Source organism: Salsipaludibacter albus (assembly GCF_019798055.1).
GTDB classification, from domain to species: domain Bacteria; phylum Actinomycetota; class Nitriliruptoria; order Nitriliruptorales; family Nitriliruptoraceae; genus Salsipaludibacter; species Salsipaludibacter albus.
This window is the reverse complement of the sequence record NZ_JAHOPH010000025.1, coordinates 32,764-56,493: the sequence shown is the minus strand read 5'-3', so window position 1 is coordinate 56,493 and position 23,730 is coordinate 32,764. Positions and strand designations below refer to the sequence as shown.

General features: G+C 72.5%; 20 protein-coding genes and 1 other RNA gene. 9 read left to right on the top strand and 12 right to left on the bottom strand.

Annotated elements, in window-relative coordinates:
* Positions 1-2,093, bottom strand: a 2,093-nt coding sequence (gene dnaX / locus KR546_RS14120; protein ID WP_238445361.1) for a DNA polymerase III subunit gamma/tau, incomplete at its 3' end; no start/stop codon positions are given.
* A 286-nt stretch (positions 2,094-2,379) separates the two neighbouring features.
* Here dnaX and KR546_RS14115 point away from each other — a divergent pair.
* Positions 2,380-3,525 (top strand): UDP-galactopyranose/dTDP-fucopyranose mutase family protein, encoded by a 1,146-nt coding sequence (locus tag KR546_RS14115; protein ID WP_238445360.1) that lies wholly within the window; start codon positions 2,380-2,382, stop codon positions 3,523-3,525.
* Between the two features lie 52 nt (positions 3,526-3,577).
* Here the strand turns inward: KR546_RS14115 and ffs are convergent.
* Together ffs and KR546_RS14105 are read right to left on the bottom strand one after the other, a co-directional pair.
* Positions 3,578-3,675, bottom strand: an RNA gene (gene ffs, locus KR546_RS14110) — signal recognition particle sRNA small type.
* A 213-nt stretch (positions 3,676-3,888) separates the two neighbouring features.
* Positions 3,889-4,536, bottom strand: a complete 648-nt coding sequence (locus KR546_RS14105; RefSeq protein WP_238445359.1) for a hypothetical protein — start codon at positions 4,534-4,536, stop codon at positions 3,889-3,891.
* Between the two features lie 232 nt (positions 4,537-4,768).
* Here KR546_RS14105 and galE point away from each other — a divergent pair, with 232 nt between their 5' ends.
* Positions 4,769-5,767: a UDP-glucose 4-epimerase GalE gene (galE, locus tag KR546_RS14100; protein ID WP_238445358.1), complete on the top strand. Its 999-nt coding sequence runs from the start codon at positions 4,769-4,771 to the stop codon at positions 5,765-5,767.
* 29 nt (positions 5,768-5,796) lie between these two features.
* On the opposite strand, the gene KR546_RS14095 is transcribed toward galE, so the two are convergent.
* Positions 5,797-6,402 carry an arsenate reductase/protein-tyrosine-phosphatase family protein gene (locus KR546_RS14095; protein ID WP_238445357.1) on the bottom strand — a complete coding sequence of 202 codons (606 nt, stop codon included), beginning with the start codon at positions 6,400-6,402 and terminating at the stop codon, positions 5,797-5,799.
* A gap of 246 nt (positions 6,403-6,648) precedes the next feature.
* On the opposite strand from KR546_RS14095, the gene KR546_RS14090 reads away from it, so the two are divergent.
* Positions 6,649-7,449 (top strand): sugar transferase, encoded by an 801-nt coding sequence (locus tag KR546_RS14090; protein WP_238445356.1) that lies wholly within the window; start codon positions 6,649-6,651, stop codon positions 7,447-7,449.
* On the opposite strand, the gene KR546_RS14085 is transcribed toward KR546_RS14090, so the two are convergent.
* The 3 genes from KR546_RS14085 to gmd are packed head-to-tail and all read right to left on the bottom strand — an operon-like array spanning position 7,397 to position 10,633.
* Complete coding sequence (locus KR546_RS14085) at positions 7,397-8,656, bottom strand: glycosyltransferase family 4 protein (RefSeq protein WP_238445355.1); 1,260 nt, start codon at positions 8,654-8,656, stop codon at positions 7,397-7,399. The genes KR546_RS14090 and KR546_RS14085 overlap by 53 nt on opposite strands.
* Positions 8,646-9,590, bottom strand: a complete 945-nt coding sequence (locus tag KR546_RS14080; RefSeq protein WP_274388100.1) for a GDP-L-fucose synthase family protein — start codon at positions 9,588-9,590, stop codon at positions 8,646-8,648. The genes KR546_RS14085 and KR546_RS14080 overlap by 11 nt, the downstream gene beginning before the upstream one ends.
* On the bottom strand, positions 9,587-10,633 hold the full coding sequence (gmd, locus tag KR546_RS14075) for a GDP-mannose 4,6-dehydratase (protein WP_238445354.1): 1,047 nt from the start codon (positions 10,631-10,633) through the stop codon (positions 9,587-9,589). Before gmd ends, KR546_RS14080 begins: the two co-directional genes overlap by 4 nt.
* 149 nt (positions 10,634-10,782) lie before the next feature.
* Between gmd and KR546_RS14070 the strand changes: the two genes are divergently transcribed.
* Positions 10,783-11,616, top strand: a complete 834-nt coding sequence (locus tag KR546_RS14070; RefSeq protein ID WP_238445353.1) for a class I SAM-dependent methyltransferase — start codon at positions 10,783-10,785, stop codon at positions 11,614-11,616.
* Between the two features lie 17 nt (positions 11,617-11,633).
* Here the strand turns inward: KR546_RS14070 and KR546_RS14065 are convergent, their stop codons facing one another.
* Positions 11,634-12,401 carry a class I SAM-dependent methyltransferase gene (locus tag KR546_RS14065; protein ID WP_238445352.1) on the bottom strand — a complete coding sequence of 256 codons (768 nt, stop codon included), beginning with the start codon at positions 12,399-12,401 and terminating at the stop codon, positions 11,634-11,636.
* A gap of 52 nt (positions 12,402-12,453) precedes the next feature.
* The gene (locus tag KR546_RS14060; protein WP_238445351.1) at positions 12,454-13,305 is read right to left on the bottom strand and encodes a sulfotransferase family protein; all 852 of its coding nucleotides are present in this window, start codon (positions 13,303-13,305) and stop codon (positions 12,454-12,456) included.
* A 243-nt stretch (positions 13,306-13,548) separates the two neighbouring features.
* On the opposite strand from KR546_RS14060, the gene KR546_RS14055 reads away from it, so the two are divergent.
* Genes KR546_RS14055 through KR546_RS14045 form a run of 3 tightly spaced genes read left to right on the top strand, consistent with a single transcriptional unit; the run spans position 13,549 to position 16,329 of the window.
* Complete coding sequence (locus KR546_RS14055; protein WP_238445350.1) at positions 13,549-14,661, top strand: glycosyltransferase family 4 protein; 1,113 nt, start codon at positions 13,549-13,551, stop codon at positions 14,659-14,661.
* Positions 14,658-15,482 carry a sulfotransferase domain-containing protein gene (locus tag KR546_RS14050; protein ID WP_238445349.1) on the top strand — a complete coding sequence of 275 codons (825 nt, stop codon included), beginning with the start codon at positions 14,658-14,660 and terminating at the stop codon, positions 15,480-15,482. The genes KR546_RS14055 and KR546_RS14050 overlap by 4 nt, the downstream gene beginning before the upstream one ends.
* Position 15,483: 1 nt before the next feature.
* Positions 15,484-16,329, top strand: a complete 846-nt coding sequence (locus KR546_RS14045) for a sulfotransferase domain-containing protein (RefSeq protein WP_238445348.1) — start codon at positions 15,484-15,486, stop codon at positions 16,327-16,329.
* Positions 16,330-16,374: 45 nt separating this feature from the next.
* Here the strand turns inward: KR546_RS14045 and KR546_RS14040 are convergent, their stop codons facing one another.
* The gene (locus KR546_RS14040; RefSeq protein WP_238445347.1) at positions 16,375-17,643 is read right to left on the bottom strand and encodes an MATE family efflux transporter; all 1,269 of its coding nucleotides are present in this window, start codon (positions 17,641-17,643) and stop codon (positions 16,375-16,377) included.
* The gene (locus tag KR546_RS14035) at positions 17,644-18,498 is read right to left on the bottom strand and encodes a class I SAM-dependent methyltransferase (RefSeq protein WP_238445346.1); all 855 of its coding nucleotides are present in this window, start codon (positions 18,496-18,498) and stop codon (positions 17,644-17,646) included.
* A gap of 232 nt (positions 18,499-18,730) precedes the next feature.
* On the opposite strand from KR546_RS14035, the gene KR546_RS14030 reads away from it, so the two are divergent.
* Both KR546_RS14030 and KR546_RS14025 read left to right on the top strand, forming a co-directional pair.
* Positions 18,731-20,305 carry a hypothetical protein gene (locus KR546_RS14030; protein WP_238445345.1) on the top strand — a complete coding sequence of 525 codons (1,575 nt, stop codon included), beginning with the start codon at positions 18,731-18,733 and terminating at the stop codon, positions 20,303-20,305.
* On the top strand, positions 20,305-22,257 hold the full coding sequence (locus KR546_RS14025) for a tyrosine-protein kinase domain-containing protein (RefSeq protein ID WP_238445344.1): 1,953 nt from the start codon (positions 20,305-20,307) through the stop codon (positions 22,255-22,257). The genes KR546_RS14030 and KR546_RS14025 overlap by 1 nt, the downstream gene beginning before the upstream one ends.
* Here the strand turns inward: KR546_RS14025 and KR546_RS14020 are convergent.
* Positions 22,161-23,405 (bottom strand): choice-of-anchor P family protein, encoded by a 1,245-nt coding sequence (locus KR546_RS14020; protein ID WP_238445343.1) that lies wholly within the window; start codon positions 23,403-23,405, stop codon positions 22,161-22,163. The two genes, KR546_RS14025 and KR546_RS14020, sit on opposite strands and share 97 nt — an antisense overlap.
* Between the last annotated feature and the right edge of the window lie 325 nt (positions 23,406-23,730).

The following is a 23,730-nucleotide window of genomic DNA, read 5'->3' as shown; positions in this document are numbered from 1 at the left end:
CCCGACCCCGACGCATCGGCCTGCGCCGTCGCGACGGGGTCGGGATCGGGCGCCGCGGGGGTGGGCGTGTCCGACGGGGTGGCGCCACCCCCGTCGGGCCCGGCGTCCATGGGTTTCGGGCGGGGCCGCCGGGGGCCGTCCCCCTGCACGCGCACGTCCAGGCGGACACGTGACCCGGTCGCCTGCTCGATCGCCTCGACCAGCACGTCGGCGAACTCGGCCCGCCCGGCGTTGTCGGCGTGGAAGGACCGATAGCGCTCGCCGTAGCCCAGCACGAGCACACCGTTGCGGAGCCGCTCGACGTCCGCTGGCTCGAAGATCGCGTGCGACCGCTTGGACTCGGCCCGGACCAGCTCGAGGATGGCCTCCCAACGCGACCTGATCCGCTCGAGGTCGGCCGACTCGTCGGTGCTGGGGGGTGTCTCGACCTCGACCTCCGGACCGGCGGGCCGGTCCGCCGGCACCTCCGGCAGGCCCTCACGCGCGACCCGCTCGGCGCGGGCACCGGCACGCGACGCGAAGTCGGTGCCCCCCGCCACACCGACGTCGTCGCCGGACACGTCGTCGCCGGTCGCCTCGTCGCCGGTCGCCTCGTCGGAGGTCACACCCTCGTCGGACTCCTCGTCGTCGGACGTCACCTCGTCGTCGGTCGGCGCGACGATGCCGGCGACCATGTCCGCCCGGTCGGCCGGCGAGCCCTCGTCGGGAGCGACGTCGTCGGGCTCGGCCTGGCCGTCGGCCTCGTGCCCAGTCGCCACGTCGTCATCGTCGACCACGTCGTCCGCAGGCTCGTCGTCCGCAGGCCCGGCGTCCGCAGGCCCGGCGTCCCCAGGCTCGTCGCTCGCGGGTTCGTCCTCGACGTCGTCAGCGGGTGCGTCTGCACCACCCGTGTCGGCGGCGTTCGCGTCGTCGTGCGCGTCCTCGTCGTCGGGCGCCGTGTCCGCGCCGGCCTGGCCCGCGGCGGGCTCGGCCACCGGAGCCGCGGGGCGAGGAGGCGGGACCGGGGCACCAGGTCGTGTCGCGATCCGCGCCAGGGCCAGCTCGAGGGCCAGCCTCGCCGGGCCCTGGCGCATCTGCTCCAGCGCCACGGCGAGGTCGTCGATCGCCCGTGCGAGGTCGTCACGGGCCATCCCTTCGGCCTGGGCCACCAGTGCCGCGCGGCGGTCGGCGGTGGCGTCGACCAGGTCGGGGCGGTCCGGCGCGACGGCCAGCACCAGCAGGTCGCGGACGTGCCCGACCAGGTCGAGGGTGAACTGGCGCAGGTCGGTGCCCTGGTCGAGCAGGTCCGACACCCGCACGTACGCCGAGGCGAGGTCCCCCTGCATCACCGCGTCGATCGTCGCGGCCGTGTGGTCGAAGGTCGTGTGGCCGAGCACCAGGGCGACGTCCTCGCCGGTCACCGTCCCGTCGCCGTACGACAGGACCTGCTCGAGCACCGACTCGGTGTCGCGGACCGACCCGTCGCCGGCCCGCACGACCAGGTCCACGGCCACGTCGTCGATGGAGGCGCCCTCGCGCGCGACCAGGTCGCGGACCCGGCCGGCGACCTCGGCCGCCCCGACGCGTCGCAGGTCCAGTCGCTGGACCCGGGACAGGATCGTGGGCAGCACCTTCTGGGGGTCGGTCGTGGCCATCGCGAACAGCACGTGCCCCGGTGGCTCCTCGATCAGCTTGAGCAACGCGTTGAAGGCCGCGGTCGAGGCCATGTGGACCTCGTCCAGGATGTAGACCTTGCGTCGGGCCGACGCGGGCGCGAACTGCGCCCGGTCGCGCAGCTCGCGGGCGTCGTCCACGCCCCCGTGCGAGGCCATGTCGAGCTCGATGACGTCGACCGACGACCCGTCGGTGATCGCGACGCACTGCACGCAGGTGTTGCAGGGCGTCGGGGTCGGCCCGTCCACGCAGTTGATCGACTTGGCGAGGATGCGCGCGGTCGACGTCTTGCCCGTGCCCCGCGGGCCGGCGAAGAGGTAGGCGTGGTGGAGCCGGTCCTCGCGGATCGCGTTGGTCAGCGAGCGGGTGACGTGGTCCTGGCCCACGACCTCGTCGAAGGTCTGGGGCCGGTACTTGCGGTACAGGGAGACGTAGGCCACCGGGCGCCTTCTTCGTCGGCGGGTGCGCGGGCTGCGCGTGCGGGCTGCGGTGCGGGGAGGACGTGGTGCGAGGCGTGCGCCACGTCGTGGCGTGCGCTGCGGCAGGTGCGTCGCGAGCCCCGACGGCCCGATCGTAGGGGCCCGACGGGACAGTCGGCGTCCGCGGGAAACGCTGACCCGGCGGGTATCGTCGAGACTCGCTGGCTGGCCGGCCGTGCCACCGTGGTGGCCGTGCCGGCCCCGGCCCCGACCCATCCCCGACCCATCCCCGACACGAGGCTCGACCATGCACTTCGGAATCGTCGGCGCCGGGTTCTCCGGCGCGGTCATCGGTCGCGAACTGGCCGAGGCCGGCCACGACGTGACGGTGGTCGACGCCCGCGACCACGTCGCCGGCAACTGCCACACGGATCGCGACGACGAGACCGGGGTCATGGTCCACCGCTACGGGCCCCACATCTTCCACACCGACATCGAGCGCGTGTGGGACTACATCACCCGCTTCGGCGAGATGATGCCGTACCGCCACAGTGTGCGGACCACGGTCGACGGCAGGGTCTACAGCCTGCCGATCAACCTCCACACCATCAACCAGGTGTACGGCACGGCCATGGGACCCGACGAGGCCCGCGCCTTCATCTCCGAGGAGGCCGAGACCGACATCGACGACCCCCAGACCTTCGAGGAGCAGGCACTGCGGTTCGTCGGGCGACGACTCTACGAACTGTTCTTCGCCGGCTACACCCGCAAGCAGTGGGGCGTCGAGCCGTCCCAGCTGCCGGCGTCGATCCTCAAGCGCCTCCCGCTGCGGTTCAACTACGACGACACCTACTTCAGCCACCCGCACATCGCGATCCCGCGCGAGGGCTACACGGCCATCGTGGAGAAGATCCTGGACCACCCACGCATCACCGTCCACCTCGACACGACCTTCGACCCGGCCGACCGGGACGACTACGACCACGTCGTGTGGTCCGGGCCGCTGGACGGCTGGTTCGGCTTCGCGGAGGGCCGCCTGGGCTACCGCACGCTGGACTTCGTGCCCGAGCGCCACGAGGGCGACCACCAGGGCATCCAGGTGATGAACTACGGCGAGGAGGAGGTGCCGTACACGCGCATCACCGAGCACAAGCACTTCTCGCCGTGGGAGGAGCACGACGGCACGATCATCTTCCGGGAGTACAGCCGCGCGGCCGAGCCCGAGGACATCCCGTACTACCCGATCCGCCTGGTGGACGACAAGAAGCTGCTCGGGGACTACCTGGCCCGGGCCCAGGACGAGCAGGACGTGACCTTCGTGGGCCGGCTGGGCACCTACCGCTACCTCGACATGGACCGCACGATCGACGAGGCGCTGACTGCCGCGGAGGGCATGCTCGCGGCGCTGGACGCCGGCGAGGCGATCCCGACCTTCTTCGTCGACCCCGCCTGACGACGAAGGTCGCGGGGCCGGACGCACGACGCGACGGGTGATCCGGTCCGAGATGTGGTCGCCGTGATCGGCACCCGCCCGAGAACGGCTTAGGGCTGCTGCCTTCCGGCCCTGACCCGGTTCACCGGAGGACGTCACCGGCGGCGACCACATCTCGCACGGGACCTGCCCGTCGCGTGGTGGCTCCCATGGTAACGGCCGGCTCCCCGTCGTGGCGAGCCGACCGTCGAGCCGGGGGCGGACGACCCCCGGGTCGTGCGGACATGGTTCGGGCCAGTCCGGCCCCCACCGGACTGGCCCGTGACGACGCGCTACCACCCACTGTCGAAGATGATGCCGCGCCGCCCCCGTCGAACCGTTCGGTCAGCCCAGGGGGCCGCCGCACAGCGCGGGGATCGTGGCCTCGAGCGGCAACTCGGGGTTCAGCGAGGACGTGCCGGCCTCGAAGTCGTAGGCCCCCGAGTCGTTGAGGTCGAGTCCGTGCAGGACGACGTGGAGGTTGCCGATGCCGGCGAGCAGGTCGCCCTCGGCGGTGAAGGTGCGCTTGTAGTCGATCTCGCCGTCGGCGTCGGCGACCGGGAAGCGATCGACGGCCAGGGCGGAGGCGCTCGAGGTGTCACCGGACGTGGTCAGCGAGACCTTGACGCCGCCGTAGGAGGGGATCCCCTCGACGGTCGAGATCAGCCCGTCCATGTCCGCGTCGTCGGCGACGGTCGGGCACTCGTTGCCACCGGCGAGGTCGCCGTGGAGGTGCTGGGCGTGGACCAGTTGGCCGGGCTCGAAGCCACGTGCCTTCACCATGACGGTGACCTGGTCACCCTTGACCTTGACCATGGCGCGACCGCTCAGGCCGTCGTCCACGGTCGTGGCGTCGTCGGGCTGCACCGTGTCGAGGTCGTACTTGTAGATCGACACGGGGTCCCCCTTGGCGATGTCGTGGTTCGCCGATGCGGCGGTCGAGAACGTCAGGGCCGCAACGGCGGCCACGGCGACGGTGAGCAACTTCTTCATGTGTGCAGATCCTTGGTCGGTGATGCCCCGGTCGGTGGTACGCAGCCGACAGGCCCTCGGATTGCTGCGGTCTCCCGCCTCACCTCCCACGACCGCCGAACCGTGTTCGTTCGGCCATCCCGCCCACCGGCCACGGGCAACGGTCGGACTAGGGTCCGACACCGAACGTCTCCGCCCGTCCGCCGACTGGTGCGGACCCTGACGAGCACCCGAGCGTGATCGAGGCCAGGCCATGACCGAGTCGTCCCGCCCACCCGTGCTGGTGACCGGGGGAGCCGGCTACATCGGTTCCCACACCGTCGCGGCCCTGCGACGGGCCGGCCGCCGGGTCGTCGTGCTCGACACCCTCGAACGTGGTCGGCGCGACGCGGTCGTCGACGCCGAGCTGGTCGTCGGCGACGTCGCCGACCGGGCGCTGGTGACCGAGCTGGTCGAGCGCCACGGCATCCGCGAGGTGGTCCACTTCGCCGCGTACAAGTCGGTGCCCGAGTCCATGGACGAGCCGGGCATGTACTTCACCAACAACGTCGCCGGCTCGATCGCCCTGGTCGAGGCGGCGCGGGACGCCGGCGTGACCGCGCTGGTGTTCTCGTCGTCCTGCTCGGTGGTGGGCAACCCCCCGACCGTGCCCGTGGACGAGGAGGCGCCGATCGCGCCCGAGAGCGTCTACGCCGAGACCAAGGCCATGGTCGAGCGTGTGCTGGACTGGACCGGCCGGACCAGCGACCTGCAGTCGGTGACCCTGCGCTACTTCAACGCCGCCGGGGCCGCCATGGACGGCACGCTGGGCGAGGACTGGTCGTCGACCACGAACCTGGTCCCCCTGGTCATGCGCGCCACGATCACGGGCTCCCCGACCCTGCAGGTCTACGGCACCGATTACCCGACCCGGGACGGGACCTGCATCCGCGACTACATCCACGTCGACGACCTCGCCCGGGCCCACGTGCTGGCCCTGGACCACCTCGCCGACGGCGGGGCGACCACCGTGGTCAACGTCGGCACCGGGGTGGGGTCGACCGTGCGCGAGGTCCTCGCGGCCACCGAGGCCGTCGCCGGTCGGCCGGTCCCGCACGAGGAGGTCGGTCGCCGGCCCGGGGATCCCGCGGCGACCTGGGCGTCCAACGACCGCGCCCGCGAGCTGCTGGGCTTCACGCCCGAGCACGACCTCGACGACATCATCCGCAGTGCCTGGGAGTGGTTCAGCAGCCACGCCGACCAGCCGGCCTGAGCCGGCCTGAGCCGGCCGCTCCCACCCCGTCAGTCCGGGGACGGCCCCTCCGCACCCACCAGCAGGGGGGCGAACTGCTCCGCGGCCCTGACGAGCGTGTCCGCCATCGCGTCGAAGGCCGTCGAGGGACGCCCGATCGGGTCGGCGACGTCCTCGGGTCCCTCCGCACCCGGGGTCAGGGGCCTGGCGTGGTGCAACGCCCGCGTGGCCACGTGCAGACGGCTCGTCGCGTCCGCGACGTCCTCGTCGTCCCACGTGGCGTCGTCGACCCGCATGGAGGTGGCCAGCCGTGCCAGCTCGAGCCAGGCGAACGACCGTGGCAACGCGCTCGGCACCAGCCGCAGGACGTCCGCCAGGTGGCCGGTCTCCATCGTCACCACCAGGTCCGCCGCGTCGACGAGGTCACGGTCCAGGCGGCGCGCCCGGTGTGTCGAGAGGTCGACCCCCCAGTCCGACGCGATGCGGACGGAGTCGTTGACGGCCGGAGCGCCGTCCCGCGCCGCCACCCCGGCACTGGCCACGCGCCAGCCGGGGTCCGGCCACGAGCGACCGTCCGGCATCGTCGACAACAGGGCCTGCCCGACCGGGCTTCGGCATTGGTTTGCGGTGCATACAACGAGAATGCATGGGGACATCGGGGGGTGACTCGATATCGACAGATTGAGGATCACTCTACTCGTGGCAATGACATACTTGCCAAAAACAGGGCCAAAGTCCTGTACCAATCCTCGCCAATGATCTATGGTGAAGGCACCAGGGGTATCACGTGACGGGGCGCACCGACACGGGGCGGGTGCGGGACCGCCTTGTCACGTCCGTTGTCATCACAACCACTCGTCCTGCCGCGACGCTGGGTCAATGAGCGTCAGCGGATCCTCCACGTGTTCTGGGACGCAAGTGTCCGGAGCGTGGATCGCCGGCTGGTCTACAAACGATGTTTCGACGTGATTGTCGGGGCACTCGCCGTCGTTGCCACCACGCCGATCGTCGTCGTCCTCGCGGCCATCTCGTGGGTGACGTACCGAGAGTGGCCCTTCTTCACCCAGCGTCGCCTCGGGCGTCATGGCGACCCCTTCACCATGGTGAAGATCCGCACCATGCCGAGCTCCGCCAACCCCTACGCGCTCAAGCACGACCTCGACGCGTCCGCCATCCCACCGATCATGCAGCTCCTCCGGCGCCTCCACCTGGACGAGTTGCCCCAACTTTGGCTGGTCCTTCGTGGCCGGATGTCGCTGGTCGGACCCCGTCCCCGGATGCCGGACGAGTTCGAACCCGTCTCCTCGATCTACGACGACGCACGGACCCGCGTGCCGCAGGGGTGCACCTGCCTGTGGCAGATCGGCGACCACACGGGTGGGCTCCCGAGCCAGGCCCCGGAGTACGACCTGTGGTACCTGCGCCACGGCGGCATCCGGCTGGACCTGTGGATCCTCTTCTGGACGGCACTGGTGATGATCGGGCTCGCCGAGCCCAAGGGCCTGCGCGACGTCCCCCGGCCCTTCCAGAGCCGCGGCTGGCTCCGCTGCCGGACGGAGCAGGCCGGGTCCGGCGACCCGGGCACGGTCGGGTCGGGACCCGTCGAGGTCGTGGCCGGTCCCCCCGACCCCGAGGTCGGGACGGCACCGGTCAGCGGCGAGTTCGGAGCGGAACCCGACGGGCTCGGCGGGCTCGCGTCCTGACCGGCGGCGAGCCGGTGACGGCCAGCAGCCCCACCAGGCGGTCGGCCGCGGCGTCGCGGGTGGCCTCGGTCGCCACGAAACGACGTCCGAGCTCGCCGAGCTCCCGGCGGTGCGGATCGTCGAGCAACAGGTCCCGGACGGCTCGCCCCATGGCGGCGACGTCCCCGGGGGCCACTCGGACCACGGCCGGGGTCGCCGACGCGAGGTCGGCGACGGGCGTGTCCGGTTCGGCCGTGACCACGACGGGCCGCCCGACGGCCAGCACGTTGAAGATCTTGGAGGGCACGGCGTAGGCCGCCCCCTCGGGCAGCTGCGGCACGACGTGGAGACTGCAGTCGGCCAGCGCGGCGGCGAGCTGGTCGCGGGCCACGAGGTCCTCGAAGGTGACGTTGTCGAGCCCCCGCGCCACGACGTCGCGCTCCAGCACGCCTCGCTGGCTCCCGCTGCCACGGATGACCAGCCGCGCTGCCGGCAGGTGCTCGGCGAGCCACGTGGCCAGCACGACCAGGTCGGCGACCCCCTGCTTGCGTCCCAGGTTGCCGCTGTACTGCACGACCATGGGAACCTCCGCGATCGGCGTCGCCACCTCGACCGTCGTCCAGAGCGGCACCTCGACCATCGGCGTCGTCACCCCGGCGGCGCGCAGTTCGTCGGCCATCCGTTCCGACAGCACCGCTGCCGCGTCTGCGCGGTCGAGTGACCACACCTCCAACCGCCGCAGCGCACCGACCATGCGGCGCGCCCGTGGGCCGGCCGTGGCCGCTGCCAGGCCGAAGGCGACGTCGTGCACCAGCGCGACCAGCCGCCCGTCGCGACCTGCGACGAGCCGACCGGCCAGGATCGACAACGGACTGCCCGGGCTGACCGCCAGGACCTGCTGACTCGAGGGCAGCCGGCCACGCAGGCGGGCCCAGGCGACCTGGACCAGGAAGTTGGCCTCGCTCGCCAGCCGCCAGGCGACCTTCCCACCCCGGGGCACGACGGTGGGCATCCGGTGGACGGGAACCCGGCCGTGGACATCGCGCCGGGTCCCACGGCCGTACCCCTCGAAGCGTTCGAACGCCGGGTAGTGGGGCTGACCGGTCACGACCTCCACGGCGACGCCGCGTGCGTCGAGTTCGTCCACCAGGTCGGTCACATAGTGCGGGGTCCCGATGCGCTCGGGATGGAACGTCGGGGTGACGATGGTCGGCCCGTCAGCCACCATGGTCCCGATACCACGCGAGCGTGCTGCGGATCCCCTCCTCGAGGCCGATCGACGCCGTCCAGCCGAGTCCGGACAGGACCGAGACGTCGACCAGCTTCCGGGGCGTGCCGTCCGGCATGTCCGGATCGAAGGTGAAGTCGCCGTCCCACCCCACGACGTCGGCGATGAGCCGGGCCAGGTCGGCGATGGCGATGTCGCGACCCACCCCCACGTTGACGTGTTGCTCGCGGCTGACGTGTCGCAGGGCGAACACGACCGCGTCCGCCAGGTCGTCGACGTGCAGGAACTCCCGTCGCGGCGTGCCGGTCCCCCACAGCTCGACCGTCTCCGCTCCCGACTCGTGGGCCTCGTGGACCTTGCGGAGCAGGGCCGGCAGGACGTGGGAGGTCTGGGGGTCGAAGTCGTCGCCCGGCCCGTACAGGTTGGTCGGCATCAGCGCGATGGCGTCCATGCCGTGCTGGCGCCGGTACATCTTCGCCAGCTCCAGGGCCGCGATCTTGGCGATGGCGTAGCCCTCGTTGGTCTCCTCGAGCGGGCCGGTCAGCAGGGACGACTCCGGCATCGGCTGGGGTGCCTCACGGGGATAGATGCAGGTCGAGCCCAGCAGCACGGTCTTGGCCACGTCGTTGCGCCGGCAGGCCTCGACGGTGTTGGCCGCCATGACCAGGTTGTCGTAGAGGAAGGTCGCCTGCGCGGACCGGTTCGCGTGGACCCCGCCGACCCGGGCGGCCGCCATGATGCACACGTCCGGTCGGGTCCGGGCCACGAACTCCTCGGTCTCGTCCTGGCGGGTGAGGTCGACCTCGGCGGAGCGGGCGGTCACCAATTCGACCGGCTCGTCCGCGAGCCGACGTAGCAGCGCCCGGCCGACCAGCCCGGTGTGGCCCGCCACCCAGACCCGCCGACCGGCCAGGTCGAAGTCGACGTCGGTCATGGGGTGGGTCGTGGCGGGGCGGACGGCCGCAACCGCGTCGCCTGCTCCCGTGCCCGCTCGAGGTCGAGCCCCGCCTCGGCGTCGAGGTCGTGCACGACCATCCGGTGGACCATCTCGTCGAAGCCGATCTCGGGCTTCCAGCCGAGGTCGCGCCGGGCACGGGTGGCGTCGGCCTGCAGGAAGTCGACCTCGGTCGGGCGGTAGTAGGCGGGGTCGATGCGGACCCAGTCCCGCCAGTCCAGCCCGACGTGGGAGAAGGCCGCGTCGCAGAACTCGCGCACCGTGTGGGTCTCGCCGGTGCCGATGACGTAGTCGACCGGGGCGTCGGCCTGCAGCATCATCCACATGGCACGGACGTAGTCCTGGGCGTGCCCCCAGTCACGGACCGCGTCGAGGTTGCCGAGGTACAGGGCGTCGTCGAGACCGGCGACGATCCGCGCCACGCCATGGGTGATCTTGCGGGTCACGAAGGTCTTGCCGCGTCGCTCGCCCTCGTGGTTGAACAGGATCCCGCTGACCGCGAACAGGTCGTAGGCCTCGCGGTAGTTGGCGGTCGCCCAGTAGGCGTACAGCTTCGCCGCCGCGTACGGGGAGCGTGGTCGGAACGGGCTGTCCTCGGACTGTGGGGCGGGGGCGTCGCCGAACATCTCCGACGTGGCAGCCTGGTAGAACCGGGTGTCGACGCCGGCCTCGCGGATCGCCTCGAGCAGCCGGATGGTCCCCAGGGCGTCCACGTTGCCGGTGTACTCCGGCTGCTGGAAGCTGACCCCGACGTGGGACTGCGCCGCCAGGTTGTAGATCTCGTCGGGCTCGATGGTCCGGACCAGGCGGGCGAGCTGGGAGCCGTCGGTGAGGTCGCCGTAGTGGAGGTGGAGCCGCACGTCCGGCTCGTGGGGGTCCTGGTAGACGTGGTCGATGCGCTCGGTGTTGAACGTCGATGCCCGCCGGATGACCCCGTGGACCTCGTAGCCCTTCGCCAGCAACAGCTCGGCCAGGTACGACCCGTCCTGTCCCGTGATGCCCGTGACCAGTGCGAGCGGCATCCCTGGCGACCTCTCCTGTCCCCCGAGACGAACGGAGGTCCGTGCGGCCGAGGCTAGCAGTGGGGTCATCGGCGCCGGCCATCGCCGGGGGGTGGTGCGACCCACCAGACGAGCGCCGACGGGCCCGGTCCCGGGGCTAGGGTCGGGGCATGGCCCCTTCCGACGAGCACCACGTCGCCGCCGTCGTCGCGGCCCAGGACACCGGTCACGGCACGGCCCACGACTACGAGAAGGGCTCGCCCCACCTGCGCCACCGATCGCTCCGGTCGATGCTGGAGGCACGACTCCGCGGGCTGGTCGCGGGTCGCCGCGCGAGCACCGGGGGCTGCGACGTGCTGGAGGTCGGGGGCGGCCACGGCACGTTCACCCGCTGCCTGCTCGACGCCGGGGCGCACGTCACGGTGACCGAGACCAGCGCGGCCAGCGCGGCACGGCTGCGGTCCGAGCTCGGCTCGACCGGTCGGGTCGAGGTCCTGCACGACCGGACGGGCGAGGACGTCCTCGCCGCGGACCGGCAGTGGGACCTCGCGGTCATGACTGCCGTGCTCCACCACATCCCCGACTACCTGTCGTTCCTGGACCGCCTGGTGCCGCTGGTCGCGCCCGGCGGCTCCCTGTTCACCGCCGCCGACCCCCTGCACTACCCCGACATGCCCGCGCGCGACCACTGGGCGGACCGCGGCGCCTACCTGGCGTGGCGGCTGTTGCAGGGGGACTACGCCCGGGGGCTGGCGACCCGGGTCCGGCGCCTGCGGGGGATCCACGACGACACCGAGCCGTCGGACCTGGTCGAGTACCACGTCGTCCGCGACGGGGTCGACGAGACGGCCGTGGCCCGGCTCCTCGACGACCACTTCGGCGAGGTGGAGGTGTTCCGCTACTGGGCCAGCCAGGCCCCGCTGTTCCAGCGCCTGGGCGAGGCGACCTCCATGCGGACCGACTTCGGGGTCGTCGCCACCCGCCGCCTCCCGACCCGGGACTGACGACCGGCCCGCCCCGGTCAGCTCGCGCCGGTGGGTCGCCGTCGCAGGAAGACGTGCCACACCGGCTCGAGCCCCGGGGGGCTGACGTGGTGGAGGACCCGCCCGACCCGGACCATCGCCGGGCTCGTGCCGAAGTAGGTCGCGTCACCGCGCCAGCCGTACGTGTGGTGGTCGAAGTCCGGGAAGTTCCTCCGGAGGTCGGCCGGGGTGTTGAGGGCGTACACCGTCGGGAAGACGTCCTCCGGCTGGCGATCGGGTTGGAGTCGGGAGAGCACGCGGGTGTGCAGGCGATTGGGCACCAGCCGTGCGCCGGCGGCGATCAGGCCCCGCCGGTTGGGGGTCCGTGCGCACACCCAGCCGCCGGGACGCACGACGCGGGCCAGTTCGGGGCATGCGGTCGCCGGGTCGTCGAGGTGCTCGAAGACCCAGTCGGCGACCACCAGGTCGAACGAGGCGTCGTCGAAGGGCAGGGGCGCGCCGGGGGTGATGACCACGGCCTCGTCGAGCGCGGGGTTGTCCTGCACGACCGGGTCGACGTCGGCGCCGACCACCCGGGCGACGTCGCCCCGCAGGAGTTGGAGGTCGCGGCGCGCCGGCGCGTGATCCTCGGCCACCCAGCTGCCACGGCCAGCCCCGTAGTCCAGGACCCGGCTGTCCGCGTCGAGCAGGGCCCGCACCCGGGTGTAGAACTCGATGGTCCCGTCGTGGCGTGTGAAGCCTCCGGCGCCCAGCTCCGGGGCGATGGCACCGAGCGGGTCCCGAGCGTCGTCGGGTGGCGAGTCCATGGCCGATCCCCCTGCGACGCCGTCGTGGTGGCGTGCGCAACGATAACCCGACTCAGGAGGAACGCGGCGGCGGCTCGACCCGGCCCCAGTGGCCGAGGTCACGACCGGTCAAGGCGCCGAGCAGGTCCACCTCGACGGCGAGCTCGGCGGCGATCCGCTGCAGGTCGACGACCGCGTCGGTCGTGGCGGTGTCGGCGGGTCGCCTGGTCACGGACCGGAACGCACGACCGACCGGACCGTGGAGCGCGTCGGGCAACATCGACCGCGCCCACCGGCCCGATCGCACGACCGGGGCCGACAGCAGGACGCGGTTCAGCCATGGCCAGCGCGGACGCTTGGCCACGTTGACCGCCGGGAAGGTCTCGCGGCCGTCGTCGGCGACTCCCAGGAAGTCCAGCGCCGCCCGGTAGGTCCCCCGGGGGTCCGCGGCCAGGTCCTCCTGGAACAGCACGAGCACGCGGTCGGGGCCGGCCTGGTCGTGCAGGCGCTGCAGCTGGGTGCCCAGCGCGGCCACGTCGCCGTACTGCAGGAGCCGCGGGAGCGGGCAGCGCCGGGGCACGAGACCGGGGTCCTCGCGACGGGCCTCCTGGAGCGCCCAGGCACGGGTGAACGACGGCTCGTCCTCGTAGCCGCGGAAGCGCATCTCGCCGTGGAACGACCGGGCCAGCCGCACCGGGTCCCGGACCATCAGGACCAGCCGGGCGTGCGGATGGTCGGCGAGCAGCTCGGAGACGGCGGTGGGCGAACTGGCGTAGAGGGTCGACGCCTCGCCGACCAGTCGGCCGGCGTCCACGGTCGCTGCGACCCGGCCCCCGTCGGCGCCGCTCGGCCGACGGGTGCCGACCAGGGCGCGCAGTGGCGCGAGGTCCGCGCCGTAGGTGTAGGGCTCCTTGGGGCGGGACATCGCGATCCGCGGATGGTGGCCCAGGTAGCTCGCCAGCGCGGTGGTCGCCGACTTCGGGGCACCGACGATCGCGAAGTCCAGCCGCGGGACGGGCGACGGCGCGATGGTCGACTCCGACGACGAGGGGTGGGCGCGGCCCGTGATCCTAGCGCCGGGGGGTTTCGTTCCCGGCCGTGCACGGCCGCCACCACGACACGCACGCGTAGGCTCGCGACGCGGGTCGACGACGACGGGAGCAACGACGTGCCGGGCAGGTCGCGCACGCGTGTCGCCGCCGTCGTGGCGGTGCCACCCCCGATCGACGGGATGACCCTGGTGACCGCCCGGGCGGTCGACGTGCTCCATGCCGAGTTCGCCGGCGTGCACGTCGCCACGATCGGTGCACGCGACGGCCAGTCCGCGTGGTCGTGGCGGCTCGAGCGACAGGCGCGGTTCCTGGTCCACGGACTGGGCCTGACCCGGGCGCGGCTGCGCGGCCTCGACGTGGTCTACCTGGTGTCGGACTCGCGCTTCGGCCTGCCACGCGTGCTGGCCCAGGTCGCGATGTGCCGGTCGCTGGGCGTGCCGGTGGTGCTGCACCACCACGTCGCCCGCTACGTCAACGCCCCGTCGAGGCTGATGGCCGCGATCACCCGGGTCGGTGGCGACACGGTCACCCACGTCCTGCTGTGCGAGCGGCTGCGCGCCGGGTTCGCGGCCCGCTACCCGGCCCCACGGACGGTCGTCCTGCACAACGACTGGGTCGGCGAGGACGAGGAAGCACCCACGAGACGGCGCCACCACGAGACGGACGACGACGTCCTGACGCTCGGCATGCTGGGCAACCTCACCGCCGACAAGGGCACCGACACCTTCTGTGCCGTCATGGACGACCTGCTGACCGAGGGCCACCGGCTCCGCGCCGTCATCGCCGGGCCGACCGCCGACCGCGCATCGACCGAGGCGGTCGCGACGCTGCGCCAGCGCCACCCGGACGCCGTGGACCACCTCGGGCCGGTGCACGGCGTGGCCAAGCGGAGGTTCTTCGCGGCGCTGGACGTGTTCGTGCTGCCCACGCGCTACGACAACGAGGCCGAGCCGCTGGTCATCCACGAGGCGCTCCACGCCGGCGTCCCGGTCGTGGCGACCGACCGCGGCTGCATCCCGGGCCAGGTCGGGGACCGGGGCTGGATCGTGTCGGACGGGGCCGACCTGGCACGGGTGCTGGCCGAGATCCTCCGACAACCCTCGCGCCTGGCACCACGCCGTGCCGCGATCGCCCGGGCGACGCGGGCCCGGCAGCCCTGGGCCACGCGGTTCCGGGCGATCCTCGAGCAGGCGGCCGGAGCCGGATCGTGCACGAGGAGCCTGCCGTGACCGCCAGTCCCCTGGTCTCGACGCCCGGGCTCGGACGGCTGCCGAGCGACGTCCGGCGCTCGCTGCGGCTGCCGGTCGTGTGGTGGCGACATCGACACGTCGAACGCGACGACGTCTACCTGGCCCACTACCCGAAGTCCGGGTCCACCTGGCTGCGGTTCCTCCTGGTGACCCTGGCCCGACCCGACGCCCAGCCGGACTTCGCCGTCGTCCGTGACCTCCTGCCCCCGGTCACCAACCCGGGGCGCGGCCTGGTCCTGCCGGACGGCGGTCGGTTCGTGCACAGTCACGAACTGCCCGGACCGCGGATCGTTCGGACGCGGCGCGTGCTGTACCTCGTCCGGGACCCCCGGGACGTCTGCGTGTCGTACTTCTTCCATGCACGTCGTGACGGCTGGTCCGGCGGCTTCGACCGGTTCCTCCGGCTGTTCCTCGCTGGCGAGGTCGGCAACTGGGGGTCGTGGGCGGCACACGCCCGGTCCGGGCTCGCCCTGGGCGACGACCGGGACCTCGTCGTGCTGCGCTACGAGGACCTGCTGGCCGACACCCGGACGACCCTGGCGCGCGTCGCCGCCTGGCTCGGGCTGCCGTCGGACCACGAGCAGCTGGCCCCGGCCGTCGAGGCCAGCTCCCGGCGGCGGATGCGGGCGAAGGAGCACACCATCGTGACCGGAGGCGACGGTCCCGGCTCGTTCGTCCGGGGACGCGACGACGACCGCTGGCCCGACCTCGCCACGACCGCGCAGTCCGAGGCCATGGCCGACACGTTCGGCCGGGTGGCCGCGCGCGTCGGCTACGACCTGGGCGCGGAGGGTCGCTGAGGTGGCCCGGCTCTCCTACCGGCTCGTCGCCCGGTCCCCGACCCTGCACCGGCTCGGCCGCCGCCTGCTCGCGCTGGCCAGCCGCTGGCGGACCGGCCGAGCCGACTGCCGGGTCGCCATCATCAGCATCCCGAAGGCAGGGACCCACCTGCTGACCAGCGTGCTCGCCGGGACCGGCCAGGTGGCGGACGCCCACGTCCACCTGGTCCCCGGCGACCTCGCGGACGACCGCAGTGGTCCGGACCTGTCCGCTCTGGACCGGGCGCTCGCGACGCTGCGCCCCGGGCAGTTCATGACCCTGCACCACCCCTGGTCGCCCCGACTGCGGGACACGTTCGCGACGCACGACGTGCACACCCTGTTCATCCACCGGGACCCCCGGGCCGTCGCGGTCAGCCATGCGCACTACGTCCGTCGGCTGCCCCGCCATCGGCTGCACCGACGCTGGCAGGCGATGTCGCTGCCCGACGCGATCCTTGCCTCGATGACCGGGGTCGCCGCACGTGACGGGGACAGGGGGCTCGAGCCGTTGGCCGATCGCTACGACCACCACGAGGGCTGGCTCTCCGGGGCCGACCTGACCCTGCGGTTCGAGGACCTGGTCGCGTCGGCCGAGCGTGCGGACGAGGCCCTGGCCCGGGTCGCGACCCTGCTCGGGCTCACCCCGCCCGACGACGAGGTCTTCGTGGCCGAGGCAGGGACCTGGATCGGCTGGACGGGATCCCCGACCATGCGGCGCGGCAGTGCCGTGGGGTGGCGGGCCGAGGTCGACGACGACCTCGCACGCCACCTGGCCGAGGTGTTCGGGGCGGACCGACTCCACCGGTGGGTCGGGGAGTCCGCCTGACGGCTCTGCCCGCAACCGGCGCCAGCGTGACCACGACCGACGTGGTCAGCCGACCGCCACTGCCGCCTCGCGACGGCTCACCCGGAACAGGTGCCACCACGCGGGCAGCGCGAGCACCTGCGCGACGGCCAGACCGGTCGCGGCACCGACGGCCCCGCCCACCACGGCCCCGATCGCGCCGAGTGCCAGGGACAGCACCCCGACCCCGGTCCGGGTCACCATCGTGCGTCGTGCATCGGCCAGGCCCCGCAGGCCCACGAACGGACCGAGCGCCAGCGACAGTCCGAGCCGCTGGACGAGCAGGGGGGCCACCACCAGGCTCGCGCCGGCCCACGTGGCCCCCAGCAGCTGCACGCCGACCGCGTCCGGGACGACCAGGAAGATCGCCCCCCATGCCAGCGTCGCGAGTCCCGCACCCGCCGACGCCATCCGGGCCAGGCGCTCGAGCCCGGCGGGACGCCGCCCGGCCACCCTCGCCGCCTCGGGGACGAGCACCATGCGCAGGCCTGCCGTGAGCACCATCACGGGGCCGAGCAGTGTCCAGCCGCCCCGGAACCAGGCCAGCTCGGACAGTCCGGCGGCCAGCCCGACGATCCACATGGTGGCCTGTCCCGACCCGTTGGTCGCCAGGTACTCCCCGAGGTAGGGCAGCCCGAGGTCGCGATGGGAGCGGAACCACGCCAGGCCCGCGGTCGGGGCCGGAACGACCCGGACCTGCCACGCCCCGACGATCGCGCCGACCAGCCCACCGATCCCCCACGCCACGACCAGCGGGCCCACCCGCGGTCCGACGACCAGCAGGACCACGACCGTGGCGATCGCCTGGGTGACCGCCCAGGCGACGTCGTTGAGGAAGGCCTCGCGGGCCCGCCCCTGGGCGACGAGCGAGTACCGGAACACGTTCTGGACCAGGACCGCGGGCAGGACCAGGCTCATGCCCAGCAGGGCACCGGTCGCCGTCGAGGGGAATCCCAACCCCCACGCGGTCATCCCGACCGACCCCACCACGCCGATCGCCAGGGCCAGGCCGGTCGCACCCCGGACGGCGGCGCGCACCTCGCGCCCGTCCGGTCGGCTGAATCGCACGGCCAGTGGCTCGGCCACCAGGCTCTGGGTCCCGCCCTGGAGCATCACCGAGATCGAGATCACCAGGGCATAGGCACCGAAGGCGCGCGACGACACGAGGCGCGCGACCACCACGGTCATCACGAAGTTGGTGAGCGTGAAGAGGCCCTGGTCCGCGATGCCCCACGCGACCCGCCGGGTCCGTGCCTGCCGCAGGCGGTCACGCCAGCTCGACCGGGTGCTCCCCATTCAGTGGTCGTCCACGTCGACCCGCTGCCCCGGCGGCCACCCGTGCCAGCGGTCCGTCCCGCGCAGCACGTGGTGGTGCACCCGGGGCCGCGGGCCGACCACGTCAGCCCGGGTCGTGACGTCGTCGGCCAGGCGCAGGCCGCCGTCGCCGGTGGCCAGCCAAGGCTGGTGGTCGCCCCGCCGCGCGACCATCCCCAGGCTGTTGCCCTGGCCCGGGGCCATGCGGAACACCGCCTCCCCGACCGTCCGCACGACCCGGCCGGACCGGGCCGGCAGCCGCAGGGCGTGGAAGTAGTCGAAGGCCATGCGCCGTTCGGGAGCGAGCGCCAGCATCGTCTTGGTGAACTCCCGCTCGGTCCAGCGGTACACGAAGTTCGGCACCGGGCCGAAGTCCTTGCCGCCGTGCTCGCGCGTGGCGAGCAGGCGCTGGTTCGCCTCGTAGTCGTGCACGACCCCGAGCCGGGTCGCGACCCGCATGGCCACCGAGTCCCGACTCTCCAGCGCGATGACGCACCGACGGCTCACCCGATGCATCTCGGCCAGGGCCCGGTGGGGCGAGTGGCAGTGGTGCAGGCCGTCGCTGACCCACGCGACGTCGAACTCGCCGTCGGCGAAGGGCAGGTCGTGGGCGTCTGCCTGGAGCCAGGGGGCGTCGCCACCGGCCTGCTCGCCCTCGCGGCGGGACCCGACCTCGACGTCGAGGTTGGTCAGGGTCACGGCCGGCATCCCGACGACCTCGAACAGGCGACGGTCGAACTGGCCGGCACACACGGCCAGGACCCGGTGGTCGCGTTGGAGGTGCCCTCGGGCCAGCAACGTGTCGAGCACGAACTTGGCCAGCGCCGGATTCGCCATGCGAACCCCTTCCGTTCCCACGACGGCAGGGGCGGTGTGTGGTCACCCCCGTCCCGGGCGCAGGACCGCCTCGTCACGACCGTAGCCGCGACGCCGCCCCCGATGGTGCCTAGGATGACTGGCGCACCAGTCGTCGACGACCCGCGGGCGGGCACGGCGTCGATGCCGACGACCCTGCGGAGGATCGTGTGGGATCGCGACGCGTCCAGCCCCCGGCCGCGGGCACGCCGACATGAGTGGCGGTGTCCTGGCCACCACGCCACGCCTCGGTGACGCACCCGGCCTCCGAGGCGGTCGCCACGACGGCGCCGGGTTGCTGGTCGCGGGCGTCGCGGCCGTCCTGGGCATGGTGGCCGTCGCGGCCGTCGCGGCCTTCCTCGTAACCCGGTCCATCACCGAGCTCAACCTCGCCGTGGCCGCCGCGACCACCGCGATGCCGGTCTCGGTCATGGTGGTGCAGGGGTCCCGACGCCTGTCCCACCCGCTGTTCGTGCTGACCGTGCTGATGGTCATGGGCGTGCTCGGCCAGACCGTGTGGGCCCAGTACGCACCCGACCTCGCCGGGAGCTCGGACTTCCTCCCCGACCTCACCGTGGGCATGATCACGCTCGGCCTGGTCGTGGTCGCCGGTGCCGTGCTGCTCCTGCTGGTGGGATGGCTGTGGCCGCGGCGGGACCCGGCCCAGCGGTTCGGCACGCGGGTGATCAGGCGGGTTGCACGCACCGGGCTCGGGGATCCGGCCCCACGGCGGGTCGTCGTCGTGGTCCTGGTCGCGTGCCTGCTCAGCCTGCTGTTCACGCTGCTGCTGGCCGAGCGCACGAACTCGCTGTCGGTGGCCGACCTGCTGGCGTCCCGCAAGCGGGTGGTCGACCTGGGTGCGAGCGAGTTCACCGTCCTGGGCGTCCACCGGCTGGGGATGTCGGTGTCGTCGGCTGCCTTCCTCCTGGGGTGGTTCACGCTCCAGCGCTGGCACCTGTCGTGGCGCTCGCCACTGGCCGCCGTGACCCTGCTGTCGTTCCTCCTCGTGGCCTACCAGGGCTACTTCCTCAGTTCGCGCACCACCATCATGGTCCCGGTCGTCTGGGCCCTGCTGGTGTGGGTCGCGCTGCGCCGGCGCGAGCCCTCGGTCAAGACGCTGGTGACGGTCTTCGTCCTGGGCTTCGTGGCCGCCGTTGCGCTCCAGGGTGTGCGCGCGGCCAACCAGCGCGGGGTCGACCTGGCGGCCGATCCACTGGGCCTCGGGCGGTCGATCAGCACCGCCGTCGCGTCCGGCAAGTCCCTGTCGGTGGGGGTCACGGGCATGGTCGTGCAACGTGTCCCCGAGCAGTTCCCGTACCAGTACGGGCGCTCGATGGTGTCGTGGACCTACGCCGCCGTGCCACGGACACTGTGGGAGGACAAGCCGCCGGTGCGCCTCGGCCCGCAGCTCGGGGCACCGGTCTTCGGGCAGAGCGAGGAGCGCCGGACGGGCGTGCCACCCGGGATCCTCGGTGAGCTGTGGATCAACTTCGGCGTCCTGGGCGTCGGCGTCGGCGCGCTCGTGTGGGGGCTGGCCATCCGCACGATCGACGACTGGCGGACCGAGCGGGGCCGCGCCGCCGGCATCGCGGCACTGTGCTACGCGATCGGGACGACCGCCGTCGTCGTCCGCCTGCCGTTCTCGGAGGTCACCGACGCGGTCGCCTCCGTGCTCCAGGAGGGGGTGCTCGTCGTGGTCCTCCTGCTGCTCGTCCGAGCGGATCGGACGGACGTGCCGACAGCCGAAACGACCGACCGACCAGCCTCGTCCACCCCCCGGAGGCCCTGATGACGACGTCCGCGCCCCCCGACGAACCCCTGCTCGAGCTGGGACACGTCCTGCAGGTCCTCCGGCGCCGCACGTGGACGGTCCTGGCCGTCACTGCGCTGGTGTTCGTGCTGGGCCTGGCCGCGACCCGATACACCGTGCCGGTGTACGAGGCGACGACCGAGGTGGTGGTCGAGCCGTTCCAGCAGGCCTCCGACGCGTCCCTGGAGGAGATCGTCCTGGGCGACACCACCGTCAACACCGAACGACGGGTGCTCGCGTCCCGCACCGTCAGCGACCGGGTCGTCGACGAGCTGGAGCTCGATCGGTCCGCCGACGACCTGCTCGACCAGGTGCGGGTGACCGTCGTCCCCGACACCCGCGTCCTGCAGGTGCGGGTCAGCGATCCCGATCCCGAGATGGCAGCCGAGCTCGCCGACGCCTTCGCCGCCAACTACCTCGCCCACCGCCGGGACGAGGCGGTCGCCTCCTTGCTGGCGGCCCAGCGCACGCTGGGCGACCGGCGCGAGGCGATGGCCGAGCGGCTCACCGAGATCGAGGAGGAGCTGGCCGAGCTGGTGTCGGAGTCCAACCCGCTGGAGGACGTCGGGATCGAGCCGGCGCCCAGCGCGGACCCCGCCGTGGCAGCGCTGGCGGCCGAACGAGCCTCCCTCCTCGCCCAGATGAGCGACGTGGCGAACCAGTCCGCCCAGGCCGAGGTCGGCGCCCGACTCCTCAAGGGTGGTGGGCAGGTCCTCAATGCCGCGCAGGTGCCCGACACACCCGCCTCACCGCGGCCCGTGCGCAACGCGATCCTCGCCCTCCTGCTCGGCCTGATGCTCGGGATCGGGCTGGCCTTCCTGCGCGACCACCTCGACGACGTCATCCGTGACGAGGACGACGCGCGCCGCGCCGGCCGCCAGCTCCCGGTGCTCGGCCGCATCCCCCACAGCGACGAGGGCCGTCGCCTGGCGACCATCGTCGACCCCCAGGGTCCGCCCGCCGAGGCCTACCGCGCGCTCTCGGCCGGGGTCCGTTTCCTGCTCGCCGCCCACGGGCGCGACGACGGCGACGAACCCGACGACCCCTGGTCCGAGCACGACACCGACGGCATCGGTCGGGCCGTCCTGCTGACGTCGCCCGACCCCGGCGACGGCAAGAGCACGACCGCGGGCAACCTCGCCGTGTCGGCGGCCCGGGCGGGCATGCGGGTCGTCATGGTCGACGCCGAGATGCGTCGTCCGACGATCCACGACCGCTTCGGCATCCCGGCGGGCATGGGGCTGTCCGACGTCATCGCGGGCGACGTCGAGGTGGACGACGTCCTGGTCGACATCGGGGTGGACAACCTGCGGGTGCTCCCGGCAGGGACCCTCCCGCCGAACCCGTCCGACCTGCTGGCCTCGGGCCGGATGCGTTCGCTGGTCCGGTTCCTGTGCGAGCGCACCGACCTGGTCGTCCTGGACGGACCACCCGTCCTGGCCGTCTCGGACGCCCTCGAGATGGCGCCGAAGGTCAGCGCGGTGCTGATGGTGGTCCGGGCCGGCACGTCCCGTCGCCGGGCCCTGCACGACGCCCTCGAGCGGCTCGACTCGGTCCGCGCCGTGGTGTCCGGCCTGGTGGTCAACGACCTGGACCAGACGTCCAACGCCTACCACTACTACCAGCGGGCCTACGAGTACCGGGCCCAGCCGCAGGACGAGGGTGGCCGACGCTCGCGCCGGTCACGTCGATCGCGCCGGAACGCCGACGACCAGTCCGAGTCACCGGAGATCCGGCGTGGCGCCGGGCTGCCGGGGGCCGGGGATGGCGACGGGGTGGCGTCGGACGACCCGGCGATGGACGAGGAACTGGCCCCGTCCGGGGGTCGCGAGGATCAGGCGGGCGGGTCCCGCAGGACTGCGCGGGCGCGAGCGAGCTCGATGGTCACCCCCCCACCGACCGCCTCGAGCAGGTCGATCGACACCGCGTAGGCCTCGATCCGGATGCCGTTCGGGTTGTTGATCTCCTCGTGGAGTGTCAGCGTGCCGACACCGGGGATGTCGACGGAGCCACCCAGCTCGGGGACCGGGATGTCCACCGGGATCGGCCCGGCGTTGAGCGTGATGCTGCCGAGGCTCGCCGTCGACGTCTTCTCCAGCTCACCGGACTCGTTGACCTCGGCGTGGACCTCGACCGAGATGGCCTCGAGCGTCACCAGGTCGTTGAGCAGCGAGACCGACTCGATGGTGTTGGTGGCCGTGACGTAGGACGGGCTGACGTCGCTGGTGGTCGTCGAGACGACGGTGTCCAGCTCCGCCACGCCCACGTCGACGCTTGCGATCGAGGTCGTGAGCGGGTTGCCCTCGCTGCCGATGCACGGCACGCCGCTGTTGGCGGTCGGGCCCGAGTCGATCGTGCCGTCGAAGGCGCGGACCACGCTGCCGTTGGCCCAGCCACCCAGCAGGCGGTCGACCTCCACGGAATCGGTACGGGCGTAGGACCGTCCGAGGCGCACCACGGTGTCGGTGCCGTCGGCCAGGCGGATGGTCACGGCGGTCGCGGCCGCCCGACCGAAGTCGTCCTCCGTCGTCTCGACGGTGCGGTTGAGCGAGATCGTGGCGAGGCCGGCGATGCGCAGGACCTGTGGGCCACCGAGAATCTCGATCTCGTCGTCGCCGATGGTCAGGCTCGCGACCGACGTGTCGGCCTCGGTCTCGAACGTCCCGTCACTGAGTTGCCTGACCTCGACGGTGGACTCGATCGCGCCGATCTCGATCTCACCGCCCAACAGGCTCACGCCGGCGATCTCGTTGTGGCTGTACACCCCCTCGACGCCGTCCTCGGCGTAGGAGTAGGTCTCGGATGAGACGGCGTCGACGGAACCGACACCCAGGTCCGCGGACGCAACGGCATTGTCCTGCGATGCGCCGGTCTCCGCGCATCCAGTGAGACCGACACGCGCGGTCGTTCCGCTGAGGACGGTGCCCCCGAGCACCCGAGCATGACTGCCCCAGGCGTGTGAACTGTGCGAGATGAATTGGGCGGCGTCGGCAGGGGGCGGAGCCACCAGCATCGATGCCACGAGGATGAGGCCGAATACCAGCGAGAAGGCTGTTCGGCGTGGGATTGCCTTGGTCACGACTGCTCCAATGGTCCGGTTTCGTCACCGTCCCACTGCAGGCGCAGCCGCGCAGATCCCGCCGCCCCAGAAACCGCCCCACTGCAGTGCCCCACGTGGGTTCGGTCACGCATCACTCTAGGGATTCCTGGGCGACTGTCAAGGGATCCACGTCCCATTGATGCAGAGACTTGGGTCAGAATCCATCGGATCCATTGACGTTTTCATCTCACCGATTCCTGTCGCTGCCGCGTACTCCATGCAGCAAGTTCCTCTGACGGATCGACGGACCATGGTAATTGCGTCCGCAACCACCATGGTTCCTGAAAGGTGGCGCCACGTGCGG

Bases quoted from the DNA above. Each gene is read 5' to 3' on its own strand.
- KR546_RS14035 (WP_238445346.1), bottom strand. From the start codon at position 18,498: ATGGCGAATCCGGCGCTGGCCAAGTTCGTGCTCGACACGTTGCTGGCC.
- KR546_RS14080 (WP_274388100.1), bottom strand. From the start codon at position 9,590: ATGACCGACGTCGACTTCGACCTGGCCGGTCGGCGGGTCTGGGTGGCG.
- KR546_RS14115 (WP_238445360.1), top strand. From the start codon at position 2,380: ATGCACTTCGGAATCGTCGGCGCCGGGTTCTCCGGCGCGGTCATCGGT.
- KR546_RS14085 (WP_238445355.1), bottom strand. From the start codon at position 8,656: ATGGTGGCTGACGGGCCGACCATCGTCACCCCGACGTTCCATCCCGAG.
- galE (WP_238445358.1), top strand. From the start codon at position 4,769: ATGACCGAGTCGTCCCGCCCACCCGTGCTGGTGACCGGGGGAGCCGGC.
- KR546_RS14030 (WP_238445345.1), top strand. From the start codon at position 18,731: ATGAGTGGCGGTGTCCTGGCCACCACGCCACGCCTCGGTGACGCACCC.
- KR546_RS14065 (WP_238445352.1), bottom strand. From the start codon at position 12,401: ATGGACTCGCCACCCGACGACGCTCGGGACCCGCTCGGTGCCATCGCC.
- KR546_RS14105 (WP_238445359.1), bottom strand. From the start codon at position 4,536: ATGAAGAAGTTGCTCACCGTCGCCGTGGCCGCCGTTGCGGCCCTGACG.
- KR546_RS14040 (WP_238445347.1), bottom strand. From the start codon at position 17,643: ATGGGGAGCACCCGGTCGAGCTGGCGTGACCGCCTGCGGCAGGCACGG.
- KR546_RS14070 (WP_238445353.1), top strand. From the start codon at position 10,783: ATGGCCCCTTCCGACGAGCACCACGTCGCCGCCGTCGTCGCGGCCCAG.
- KR546_RS14095 (WP_238445357.1), bottom strand. From the start codon at position 6,402: ATGTCCCCATGCATTCTCGTTGTATGCACCGCAAACCAATGCCGAAGC.
- gmd (WP_238445354.1), bottom strand. From the start codon at position 10,633: ATGCCGCTCGCACTGGTCACGGGCATCACGGGACAGGACGGGTCGTAC.
- KR546_RS14025 (WP_238445344.1), top strand. From the start codon at position 20,305: ATGACGACGTCCGCGCCCCCCGACGAACCCCTGCTCGAGCTGGGACAC.
- KR546_RS14060 (WP_238445351.1), bottom strand. From the start codon at position 13,305: ATGTCCCGCCCCAAGGAGCCCTACACCTACGGCGCGGACCTCGCGCCA.